The sequence below is a fragment of the Escherichia sp. MOD1-EC6475 genome (assembly GCF_003046645.1).
In the GTDB taxonomy this organism is placed as follows: Bacteria; Pseudomonadota; Gammaproteobacteria; order Enterobacterales; family Enterobacteriaceae; genus Escherichia; species Escherichia ruysiae.
Map to the genome: position 1 here is coordinate 25710 of NZ_PZKQ01000021.1, position 11931 is coordinate 37640.

Annotated in this window: 8 protein-coding genes and 1 pseudogene; 7 read left to right on the plus strand and 2 right to left on the minus strand. The window is 51.0% G+C overall.

The window, feature by feature from the left end:
* Nucleotides 1-16 precede the first annotated feature (16 nt).
* Entirely contained in the window at nt 17-667 is a 651-nt protein-coding gene (gene rcsB / locus A7589_RS06300; RefSeq protein ID WP_001516743.1) for a response regulator transcription factor RcsB, read from the plus strand.
* Between the two features lie 147 nt (nt 668-814).
* Here rcsB and rcsC read toward each other — a convergent pair whose 3' ends face one another.
* A complete protein-coding gene (rcsC, locus tag A7589_RS06305; protein ID WP_108188770.1) occupies nt 815-3664 on the minus strand; it encodes a two-component system sensor histidine kinase RcsC in 2850 nt (949 codons plus the stop codon).
* A 176-nt stretch (nt 3665-3840) separates the two neighbouring features.
* On the opposite strand from rcsC, the pseudogene atoS reads away from it, so the two are divergent.
* The 6 genes and pseudogenes from atoS (at nt 3841) to atoB (ending at nt 11081) form a co-directional block, all read left to right on the plus strand.
* Nucleotides 3841-5657: pseudogene (atoS, locus tag A7589_RS06315) on the plus strand (two-component system sensor histidine kinase AtoS).
* Complete coding sequence (gene atoC, locus A7589_RS06320) at nt 5654-7039, plus strand: acetoacetate metabolism transcriptional regulator AtoC (protein ID WP_108188771.1); 1386 nt, start codon at nt 5654-5656, stop codon at nt 7037-7039. The pseudogene atoS and the gene atoC overlap by 4 nt, the downstream one beginning before the upstream one ends.
* A 195-nt stretch (nt 7040-7234) precedes the next feature.
* The gene (gene atoD, locus A7589_RS06325; protein WP_108188772.1) at nt 7235-7897 is read left to right on the plus strand and encodes an acetate CoA-transferase subunit alpha; all 663 of its coding nucleotides are present in this window, start codon (nt 7235-7237) and stop codon (nt 7895-7897) included.
* Nucleotides 7897-8547, plus strand: a complete 651-nt coding sequence (atoA, locus tag A7589_RS06330) for an acetate CoA-transferase subunit beta (protein WP_000339061.1) — start codon at nt 7897-7899, stop codon at nt 8545-8547. The genes atoD and atoA overlap by 1 nt, the downstream gene beginning before the upstream one ends.
* Nucleotides 8544-9866 carry a TIGR00366 family protein gene (locus tag A7589_RS06335; protein WP_000580270.1) on the plus strand — a complete coding sequence of 441 codons (1323 nt, stop codon included), beginning with the start codon at nt 8544-8546 and terminating at the stop codon, nt 9864-9866. The genes atoA and A7589_RS06335 overlap by 4 nt, the downstream gene beginning before the upstream one ends.
* Before the next feature lie 30 nt (nt 9867-9896).
* Complete coding sequence (gene atoB, locus A7589_RS06340; RefSeq protein WP_000786559.1) at nt 9897-11081, plus strand: acetyl-CoA acetyltransferase; 1185 nt, start codon at nt 9897-9899, stop codon at nt 11079-11081.
* A 73-nt stretch (nt 11082-11154) separates the two neighbouring features.
* Here the strand turns inward: atoB and A7589_RS06345 are convergent, their stop codons facing one another.
* Nucleotides 11155-11931 (minus strand): YfaP family protein, encoded by a 777-nt coding sequence (locus A7589_RS06345; protein WP_016158657.1) that lies wholly within the window; start codon nt 11929-11931, stop codon nt 11155-11157.

Consider the following 11931-nt stretch of genomic DNA (forward strand, 5'->3'; position numbering starts at 1 on the left):
CAAGGTAGCCTATTACATGAACAATATGAACGTAATTATTGCCGATGACCATCCGATAGTACTGTTCGGTATTCGCAAATCACTTGAACAAATCGAGTGGGTGAATGTTGTCGGCGAATTTGAAGATTCCACAGCACTGATCAACAACCTGCCGAAACTGGATGCGCACGTGTTGATTACCGATCTCTCCATGCCTGGAGATAAATACGGTGACGGGATCACCTTGATCAAATACATCAAGCGTCATTTCCCAAGCCTGTCGATCATTGTTCTGACCATGAACAACAACCCGGCAATTCTTAGCGCGGTACTGGATCTGGATATCGAAGGGATCGTCCTGAAGCAAGGCGCGCCTACGGATCTGCCAAAAGCCCTCGCCGCGCTGCAAAAAGGCAAGAAATTTACCCCGGAAAGCGTATCTCGTCTGCTGGAGAAAATCAGCGCCAGTGGTTACGGCGACAAGCGTCTCTCACCTAAAGAGAGTGAAGTACTGCGCCTGTTTGCAGAAGGTTTCCTGGTTACCGAGATTGCTAAAAAGCTCAACCGTAGCATCAAAACCATCAGCAGCCAGAAGAAATCCGCGATGATGAAGCTGGGTGTCGAGAACGATATCGCCCTGCTGAATTATCTCTCTTCTGTGACCTTAAGTCCGGCAGATAAAGAGTAATCACCCGACAGGCCAGATAAGCACCGACCGCCGGATGCGGCGTAAACGCCTTATCCGGCCTACAAATCCCGCTATTTCAATATATTACACAAACGTAGGCCTGATAAGACGCGCCAGCGTCGCATCAGGCATTTGCTCCGACAGCTCCTACGATTTCCGCGCTTTCCTGACCCTCTCGGCATATACCGTCAGCGTCTGTTTTATCACATCCAGCGTTACCGGCTTCGACAGGCAGCTGTCCATACCGGACTCCAGACACCGCTGCTTCTCTTCAGCCAACGCATTAGCAGTTACTCCGATTACCGGCAACGTTAACCCCAGCTGGCGGATACGTTGCGTTAACCGGTAACCGTCCATATTTGGCATGTTGACGTCACTAAGCACGATATCGATATGATTCTTGCTTAGTACATTAAGCGCATCGACGCCATCATTTGCCGTTTTACACTGATAACCCAACGATCCGAGCTGATCGGCTAGTAAGCGACGGTTAATCGGATGATCGTCAACCACCAGAATCATCATGTCGTCATTGCTGGTGGAGTCTTTGTCCGTCAACGGCAGAACGTTGGCAGGATCATCACTTTCAATTTCTATCCGATAGATACGCGCCAGTAGCACAGGCAGTTCATGCGACGAGGCGACGCTATGCACCCACTCACCGGGCGCTCTCTCCAGCGGAATGCCAATATGTCGACGGCAGAAAGTCACCACCGCTCTGCCCTGCCATTTTTCACTCAGCGCCTCATCAGTAATCAACACATCCTCCGGTGAGGGTTCCTGACCTTCGTATGTTGTAACGATTACACCACTGCGCTGCAAACTGGTTTCGATAAACTGGCATAGTGACGCATTGCGTACCGCCAACCAGCAGCGTTTACCCGTTAATCCTTCGACACCTTTTTTATGTGGATATTGCGCACCATACAGCGGAATACGTACCGTAAACTGGCTTCCCATACCTGGTTCAGACTCTACTGAGATATCACCGTCCATCATGCTGATCAGTTTTTCACAAATCGCCAGTCCCAGACCGGTTCCCTGGAAGTTACGCTGTACACCCGTCCCTACCTGGAAGAAGGGATCGAACAGCCGCACCACTTCTTTCGCCGGAATCCCCACGCCAGTATCGCGAACGCGAATAGAAAGATAATCGCCATCAGCACGGACATGCAGAACAATGCAGCCGGTATCGGTAAATTTAATGGCGTTACTCAACAGATTGGAGATGACCTGCTGTAAACGCATCGGATCGCCGTTTAAGGTTACCGGCACATCCGGTTCAATAAAGCAGTACAAACCAAGCTGCTTTCGCACCACCAGCGGCAAATAGTTGGCGGTGATATGGTTCATCACTTCACGCGGTGAAAACTCACGCGGCTCTATCTTTAACTGTTCCGATTCAATCTTCGAGAAATCGAGAATGTCGCTGATAATTTTCAACAGCAGGCTGGAAGAGTTATTCATTGCCGTCACCAGACGGTCAACGCCTTTCGGCAACTCTTTGGTTTGCAACAGATCCAGGTTACCGATAATGCCATACAGCGGCGTTCGCAACTCGTGGCTGACGGTAGCAAGGAACATCGATTTCGACTGACTCGCCTGTTCTGCTGCCTGCGCCATCTCTTGCAACGACTCTTCCATCTTCACGCGCGAAGAAACATCGACCAGTACGCAAATCGCCACGTTTTCATTACGATAGCGAGAATGAACAAAGCTGATTTGCAGATTAGTATTGTTGCTGGTCAGGACATCGACAAAATTGACCTGCTGCCCGCAGATAATTTGCGTCAGCCGCTGGCGATCCTCATGCGTAAGCATGTTGAGATAGGTATGCGCCAGTTCGTTACTCAAAATATTGACGCCATCAGCGGTGCGCAAAATACAGATCCCCACCGGTGCGGAGGCAACAATCTTGCGATTAAACTGCTCGTGTTCTTCCAGACGCTGGGAGTCACTTTCTGCCGGAATGAAAATACGCCGCTCGTACATCCGCGCGAGAGTAAACAGTGCCGCACCGGCAATAACATTCAGCAAAATTGCGTTAAGTATCAGCATTCGAATGCGTTCCAGCACCTGATCTACGGGCACCGAGTAAACGATACTTAACGATGATGGCGGCAGATTTTTCTTCAGCATCAGCTCATGGAAGCCAGGTGTATAACCAAACCAGGAACGTTCCTGCATCCAACGCGGTTCAGCCTCGATTTTGCTTTCTGGTCCGGTCAACGAAATCAGGGTATGACCATTCTCATCAAGGATAGTAACCCCCATCGGTAATGTACCTGGTAAGAAGAAGTTCTCCATCCGAATGGTTTGCTCAACGCCCAACAAAGCCTGCAAACGGTTCGCCAGATACACCGGCGTCAGCGCGTAGAAATATCCAACGCCAGGACGCGGGCCTTCGCTGATCCAATAAAGGTTGCTGCCGCTGTCATCCTGCGGAGCATTACGATACTTATTGATGCGCTCATGCAGAGCTTTCAGGGCGGTGTCGCGTTCAACCGGCATATCACGCAGGCCAAAGTTTGCCATGCAGAGGTTATCGCTGCCGATCAAAAATACGCGGTTGAGATCGTAAGCTGCAGAGAAATTATCGCGCCAGTAGCGCATAAACCACGCCAGCGACTCCAGAGAGCCGCGCCAGGTGTTACTCATCGCGGAACAGTCGGAATCGGCAAACAACGGTTCGAACACGGGCACATCCGCTTGCGTTTCTCGCCCACGCGGGGAAAGCACGCCGTTTTCTACAGATAAGCGATTTTCAGCAATGTACTTCAGCTCTTTCATCACGTCAGAAGTGCGCTGAATAAACCGCTGAGCCTGATCGGAACTCAGGTTAAATTCCTGACGAATCTCTGATTCTCGCTGATGCAGGGCATTGACGATGTAAAACACTGATGAAAAAGCAATCAACAGCCAGAGCAATAACGCCAATGCTCTGAACATATAGCGCGAGACTTTCAGGGTTGTGCGAAAAGAAGCAAGGTATTTCAAAGGGGCGAAGCTCCGCCTCAGGTGACCGATGGAGTGTGGTTAAGGTAGCGGTAAAAGCGTGCCACCGCAATGTTCTCTCTTCTCGGTAATATGATACACCGCCGAGAAATCATCACCTTAACCCCCAATAATAGTGCTATGCCGGAACAATACTGATGGAGAAAAGGACGCGTAATATGAAATGGATATATCCTCGCCGCTTACGCAATCAAATGATCCTGATGGCAATCCTGATGGTCATTGTCCCAACGCTTACTATTGGTTATATCGTAGAAACGGAAGGACGTTCAGCAGTCTTATCTGAAAAAGAGAAAAAACTTTCTGCCGTGGTCAACCTGCTTAATCAGGCGCTAGGCGATCGCTACGATCTCTATATCGACTTACCGCGTGAGGAGCGTATCCGCGCATTGAATGCAGAGCTTGCCCCCATTACCGAAAATATTACTCGCGCCTTTCCTGGCATAGGCGCTGGTTATTATAACAAGACGCTGGATGCGATAATCACCTACGCGCCTTCATCGCTATATCAGAATAATGTGGGCGTGACGATTGCTGCGGATCACCCTGGTCGCGAAGTTATGCGTACAAATACCCCTTTGGTTTATTCAGGCAGGCAGGTGCGCGGCGATATTTTGAATTCAATGATCCCCATTGAGCGTAATGGTGAAGTCCTCGGTTATATCTGGGCCAATGAATTAACCGAAGATATTCGCCGCCAGGCCTGGAAAATGGATGTGAGGATTATCATTGTACTCACCGCCGGTTTGCTGATAAGCCTGCTGTTGATTGTCCTTTTCTCCCGTCGCCTGAGCGCCAATATAGATATCATCACCGACGGCCTCTCGACTCTGGCGCAAAATATTCCCACTCGATTACCACAATTGCCCGGTGAAATGGGGCAAATCAGTCAGAGTGTTAACAACCTCGCCCAGGCACTGCGTGAACGCGAACACTTAACGATCTGATTATTGAAAACGCTGCCGATGGCGTCATTGCCATTGACCGCCAGGGTGATGTAACCACCATGAACCCAGCAGCAGAAGTCATCACTGGCTATCAACGTCATGAACTGGTAGGGCAGCCTTACTCCATGTTGTTCGACAATACTCAGTTCTACAGTCCAGTACTGGATACGCTGGAACATGGCACCGAACACGTGGCGCTGGAGATCAGTTTTCCAGGCCGTGACCGCACCATTGAACTCAGTGTCACTACCAGTCGTATTCATAATACGCATGGTGAAATGATAGGTGCTTTGGTGATTTTCTCTGATTTAACTGCCCGCAAAGAAACCCAACGCCGCATGGCGCAAGCTGAACGCCTCGCCACGCTGGGTGAGCTGATGGCTGGCGTGGCGCACGAAGTCCGTAATCCGCTGACGGCTATTCGTGGTTATGTACAGATCTTGCGCCAACAAACCAGTGATCCAATACATCAGGAATATCTTTCTGTAGTACTCAAAGAAATCGACTCAATTAACAAAGTCATTCAGCAATTGCTCGATTTTTCACGCCCACGCCACAGTCAATGGCAACAAGTCAGCCTCAATGCATTGATTGAAGAAACGCTGGTACTGGTGCAAACCGCCGGCGTACAAGCGCGGGTCGACTTCATAAGCGAACTGGATAATGAATTAAGTCCGATTATCGCCGATCGTGAACTTCTCAAACAGGTACTACTGAATATCCTGATCAATGCCGTCCAGGCTATCAGTGCACGAGGGAAAATTCGTATTCGGACCTGGCAGTACAGCGACTCACAACAGGCCATTTCGATAGAAGACAACGGCTGTGGCATTGATCTCTCGCTGCAAAAGAAGATCTTCGATCCCTTTTTCACCACCAAAGCCTCAGGAACCGGGCTTGGTCTGGCGTTAAGTCAACGCATCATTAACGCCCATCAGGGTGATATTCGCGTCGCCAGTTTGCCGGGCTACGGCGCAACCTTCACCCTTATTTTACCGATCAACCCACAGGGAAATCAGACCGTATGACCGCTATTAATCGCATCCTTATTGTTGATGATGAAGATAATGTTCGCCGTATGCTGAGCACCGCTTTTGCACTACAAGGATACGAAACACATTGTGCGAACAACGGACGCACAGCATTACACCTGTTTGCCGATATTCACCCAGACGTGGTGTTGATGGATATCCGTATGCCAGAGATGGACGGCATCAGGGCACTAAAGGAGATGCGCAGCCATGAGACCCGAACTCCCGTTATTCTGATGACGGCTTATGCTGAAGTGGAAACCGCCGTCGAAGCACTACGCTGCGGGGCCTTTGACTATGTTATTAAACCGTTTGATCTCGATGAGTTGAATTTAATCATTCAGCGCGCTTTACAACTCCAGTCAATGAAAAAAGAGATCCGTCATCTGCACCAGGCACTGAGCACCAGTTGGCAATGGGGGCATATTCTCACCAACAGCCCGGCGATGATGGACATCTGCAAAGACACCGCCAAAATTGCCCTTTCTCAGGCCAGCGTCTTGATTAGCGGTGAAAGCGGCACCGGGAAAGAATTGATTGCCAGAGCGATTCACTACAATTCGCGGCGGGCAAAGGGGCCGTTTATTAAAGTCAACTGCGCGGCGCTGCCGGAATCGTTGCTCGAAAGTGAACTGTTTGGTCATGAAAAAGGCGCATTTACTGGTGCACAAACCTTGCGTCAGGGATTATTTGAACGCGCCAACGAGGGGACTCTGCTCCTCGATGAAATTGGCGAAATGCCGCTGGTACTGCAAGCCAAATTACTACGCATTCTGCAGGAACGGGAATTTGAACGGATTGGCGGTCATCAGACCATAAAAGTTGATATCCGCATCATTGCCGCCACCAACCGTGACTTGCAGGCGATGGTAAAAGAAGGCACCTTCCGTGAAGATCTCTTTTATCGCCTTAACGTTATTCATTTAGTACTGCCGCCTCTGCGCGATCGTCGGGAAGATATTTCCCTGTTAGCTAATCACTTTTTGCAAAAATTCAGTAGTGAGAATCAGCGCGATATTATCGACATCGATCCGATGGCAATGTCACTGCTTACCGCCTGGTCATGGCCGGGAAATATTCGAGAGCTTTCCAACGTCATTGAACGCGCCGTCGTGATGAACTCAGGCCCGATCATTTTTTCTGAAGATCTTCCGCCACAGATTCGTCAGCCAGTCTGTAATGCTGGAGAGGCAAAAACAGCCCCTGTCGGTGAGCGTAATTTAAAAGAGGAAATTAAACGCGTCGAAAAACGCATCATTATGGAAGTGCTGGAACAACAAGATGGAAACCGAACCCGCACAGCTTTAATGCTGGGTATCAGTCGCCGTGCATTGATGTATAAACTCCAGGAATACGGTATCGATCTGGCGGATGTATAACACCAAAACTTGCTATGCAGAAATTTGCACAGTGCGCAAATTTCTGCATAGCCGCTCAATCTCCTTCTTAACCCCCATCTGATTTATTCTTTTCTATTCAATCAGTTAAGAAACAACATCCAATATTCTCATTCTGGCACTCCCCTTGCTATTCCCTGACTGTACCCACAACGGTGTATGCAAGAGGGATAAATAATGAAAACAAAATTGATGACATTACAAGACGCCTCCGGCTTCTTTCGTGACGGCATGACCATCATGGTGGGCGGATTTATGGGGATTGGCACTCCATCCCGCCTGGTTGAAGCATTACTGGAATCTGGCGTTCGCGACCTGACATTGATAGCCAATGATACCGCGTTTGTTGATACCGGCATCGGTTCGCTCATCGTCAATGGTCGAGTCCGCAAAGTAATTGCTTCACATATCGGCACCAACCCGGAAACAGGCCGACGCATGATATCTGGTGAAATGGACGTCGTCCTGGTGCCACAAGGTACGCTAATCGAGCAAATTCGCTGTGGTGGTGCTGGACTTGGTGGTTTTCTCACTCCAACCGGTGTCGGCACCGTCGTAGAGGAAGGCAAACAGACACTGACACTCGACGGCAAAACCTGGCTGCTTGAACGCCCGCTGCGCGCCGACCTGGCGCTCATTCGCGCTCATCGTTGCGACCCACTTGGCAACCTGACCTATCAACTTAGCGCCCGCAACTTTAACCCCCTGATTGCCCTTGCGGCTGATATCACGCTGGTGGAGCCAGATGAACTGGTCGAAGTCGGTGAGCTGCAACCTGACCATATTGTCACCCCTGGTGCCGTTATCGACCACATCATCGTTTCACAGGAGAGTAAATAATGGATGCGAAACAACGTATTGCACGCCGTGTGGCACAAGAGCTTCGTGATGGTGACATCGTGAATCTGGGCATTGGTCTGCCGACGATGGTCGCCAACTATTTACCAGAAGGCATTCATATCACTCTGCAATCGGAAAACGGCTTCCTCGGTTTAGGCCCGGTCACGACAGCGCATCCCGATCTGGTGAACGCTGGCGGGCAACCGTGCGGTGTTTTACCCGGTGCAGCCATGTTTGATAGCGCCATGTCATTTGCGCTAATCCGTGGCGGCCATATTGATGCCTGTGTGCTCGGTGGTTTGCAGGTAGACGAAGAAGCCAACCTCGCGAACTGGGTAGTGCCTGGAAAAATGGTGCCCGGTATGGGGGGCGCGATGGATCTGGTGACCGGGGCGCGCAAAGTGATCATTGCTATGGAACATTGCGCCAAAGATGGTTCACCGAAAATTTTGCGCCGCTGCACCATGCCGCTCACTGCGCAACACGCGGTGCATATGCTGGTCACTGAACTGGCTGTCTTTCGTTTCATTGACGGCAAAATGTGGCTCACCGAAATTGCCGACGGGTGTGATTTAGCCACCGTGCGTGCAAAAACCGAAGCTCAGTTTGAAGTAGCCACCGATCTGAATACGCAACGGGGTGATTTATGATTGGTCGCATCTCGCGTTTTATGACGCGCTTTGTCAGCCGGTGGCTTCCCGATCCTCTGATCTTTGCCATGTTGCTGACATTGCTAACGTTCGTGATCGCGCTTTGGTTAACACCACAAACGCCGATCAGCATGGTGAAAATGTGGGGTGACGGTTTCTGGAACTTGCTGGCGTTCGGTATGCAGATGGCGCTGATCATCGTTACCGGTCATGCCCTTGCCAGCTCTGCTCCGGTAAAAAGTTTGCTGCGCACTGCCGCCTCCGCCGCAAAGACGCCCGTACAGGGCGTCATGCTGGTCACTTTCTTCGGTTCCGTCGCTTGTGTCATCAACTGGGGATTTGGTCTGGTTGTCGGCGCAATGTTCGCCCGTGAAGTCGCCCGGCGAGTACCCGGTTCTGATTATCCGTTGCTCATTGCCTGCGCCTACATTGGTTTTCTCACCTGGGGTGGCGGCTTCTCTGGCTCAATGCCTCTGTTGGCTGCAACACCGGGCAACCCGGTTGAGCATATCGCCGGGATTATCCCGGTGGGCGATACTCTGTTCAGTGGTTTTAACATTTTCATCACTGTGGCGTTGATTGTAGTGATGCCATTTATCACCCGCATGATGATGCCAAAACCATCCGACGTGGTGAGTATCGATCCGAAACTACTCATGGAAGAGGCTGATTTTCAGAAGCAGCTACCGAAAGATGCCCCACCATCCGAGCGACTGGAGGAAAGCCGCATCCTGACGTTGATCATCGGCGCACTGGGTATCGCTTACCTGGCGATGTACTTCATCGAACATGGCTTCAACATCACCATCAATACCGTCAACTTGATGTTTATGATTGCAGGTCTGCTGCTACATAAAACGCCAATGGCTTATATGCGTGCTATCAGCGCGGCAGCACGCAGTACCGCCGGTATTCTGGTGCAATTCCCCTTCTACGCCGGGATCCAACTGATGATGGAGCACTCCGGTCTGGGCGGACTCATTACCGAATTTTTTATCAATGTCGCTAACAAAGACACCTTCCCGGTAATGACCTTCTTTAGTTCTGCACTGATTAACTTCGCCGTTCCGTCTGGCGGCGGTCACTGGGTTATTCAGGGACCTTTCGTTATACCCGCAGCTCAGGCGCTGGGCGCTGATCTCGGTAAATCGGTAATGGCGATCGCCTACGGCGAGCAATGGATGAACATGGCACAACCGTTCTGGGCGCTGCCAGCACTGGCAATCGCCGGGCTCGGTGTCCGCGACATCATGGGCTATTGCATCACTGCCCTGCTCTTCTCCGGCGTCATTTTCGTCATTGGTTTAACGCTGTTCTGACGGCAACTCTACAGACAGAAGGAAGATAAAATGAAAAATTGTGTCATCGTCAGTGCGGTACGTACTGCCATCGGTAGTTTTAATGGTTCACTCGCCTCCACCAGCGCCATCGACCTGGGGGCAACAGTAATTCAGGCCGCCATTGAACGCGCAAAACTCGATTCACAACACGTCGATGAAGTGATTATGGGTAACGTATTGCAGGCCGGGCTGGGGCAAAATCCGGCTCGTCAGGCACTGCTAAAAAGCGGACTGGCAGAAACGGTGTGCGGATTTACGGTCAACAAAGTATGTGGTTCGGGTCTGAAAAGCGTGGCGCTTGCCGCCCAGGCAATTCAGGCTGGTCAGGCACAGAGCATCGTAGCGGGTGGAATGGAGAACATGAGTTTAGCGCCCTATTTACTCGATGCAAAAGCACGCTCTGGTTATCGTCTTGGAGATGGGCAGGTTTATGACGTAATCCTGCGCGATGGCCTGATGTGCGCCACTCACGGTTATCATATGGGGATTACCGCCGAGAACGTGGCCAAAGAGTACGGAATTACCCGTGAAATGCAGGATGAACTGGCACTAAACTCACAGCGTAAAGCGGCAGCAGCCATTGAGTCCGGTGCTTTTACCGCCGAAATCGTCCCGGTAAATGTTGTCACACGGAAGAAAAACATCGTCTTCGATCGCGATGAATTCCCGAAAGTAGATTCTACTGCAGAAGCTCTGGCTGCATTGCGCCCGGCCTTCGACAAAGCCGGAACGGTCACCGCCGGGAACGCGTCTGGCATTAACGACGGGGCTGCCGCACTGGTGATTATGGAAGAATCGGCGGCGCTGGCGGCAGGCCTAAAACCACTGGCACGCATTAAAAGCTATGCCAGCGGCGGCGTGCCTCCCGCATTGATGGGTATGGGGCCAGTACCTGCCACACAAAAAGCATTACAACTGGCGGGGCTGCAACTGGCAGACATTGATCTCATCGAAGCCAATGAAGCATTTGCTGCGCAGTTCCTTGCCGTTGGGAAAACTCTGGGCTTTGATCCTGAAAAAGTGAATGTCAACGGCGGAGCCATCGCGCTGGGGCATCCTATCGGCGCCAGCGGTGCACGTATTCTGGTCACGCTATTACATGCAATGCAGGCACGAGATAAAACGCTGGGTCTGGCAACGCTGTGCATTGGTGGCGGTCAGGGAATTGCGATGGTGATTGAACGGTTGAATTAACGAACAAAAACGCCCGATAGCGAAAGTCATCGGGCGTTTTCTTAAACATCGACAGTGAAAGTCACCTCATTAATTACCAGTCAAAACTTTTCACCAGCGTCAGTTCACCAGCATTACGCATCGGGACAACAAAGGTTTCCTGTTTCTCATTGACCGATCCTTCATCGGTGATCAGCGTCAGTTGGGCAGTCGTCAATTCCGTTTCGCTGCGCCCGCCATAGTAGTTGATATACACCTGATAGCGCCCGTGAATCGGCGCTGGCATGGCGAAAATCTCTGGACCGTACCCCGTCGTGACATCCATATCCAGTGCACCACTGTTTTTCAGCACCGTGTTACCGTACCAGGCGTGTTCGCCATCAGGCGTAACGACATGGAGATCGAGATCGGTATTATCCGTATCCCACGAGAGAACCAGCCGTAAACGCGCACGAATCGTTCCTGTACCCGGCGTTGAGTAAAACTGCATTTTTTGTCGGCTTTGCCCATCCGGGCTGATGACTTGCACGCTGTTGCTGCCTTCGGTGAAAATATAAGGGCGCGCAAATGAACCATCGGATTCAATTCTCTGCGGCATACTGGCACCGTTGACCACCAGTCGCCCCTGTTGGACTTTGCCCGCCGCCGCATAATTTTTGATTTTGCCACGGATCTGCGCTGAGATATTTTGATCATCGGCCATATTGACGGACGATGCGGGGTAATTAATCGATTGTGAAAAATTGGCATCTTCACCCTCCGCCGGATGCCAGCCTGAGAGCGGCGCATCAATCTCGACTTCCTGCACACCTTCGCCGTGAGCAACAGGCGAAAGCGCCACCAGTAACAACGGAAGAAAAATCTTTCGCAT

Coding starts and splice junctions, on each gene's coding strand:
- rcsB (WP_001516743.1), top strand. CDS start 17: ATGAACAATATGAACGTAATTATTGCCGATGACCATCCGATAGTACTG.
- A7589_RS06345 (WP_016158657.1), bottom strand. CDS start 11,931: ATGCGAAAGATTTTTCTTCCGTTGTTACTGGTGGCGCTTTCGCCTGTT.
- atoC (WP_108188771.1), top strand. CDS start 5,654: ATGACCGCTATTAATCGCATCCTTATTGTTGATGATGAAGATAATGTT.
- atoD (WP_108188772.1), top strand. CDS start 7,235: ATGAAAACAAAATTGATGACATTACAAGACGCCTCCGGCTTCTTTCGT.
- atoA (WP_000339061.1), top strand. CDS start 7,897: ATGGATGCGAAACAACGTATTGCACGCCGTGTGGCACAAGAGCTTCGT.
- atoB (WP_000786559.1), top strand. CDS start 9,897: ATGAAAAATTGTGTCATCGTCAGTGCGGTACGTACTGCCATCGGTAGT.
- A7589_RS06335 (WP_000580270.1), top strand. CDS start 8,544: ATGATTGGTCGCATCTCGCGTTTTATGACGCGCTTTGTCAGCCGGTGG.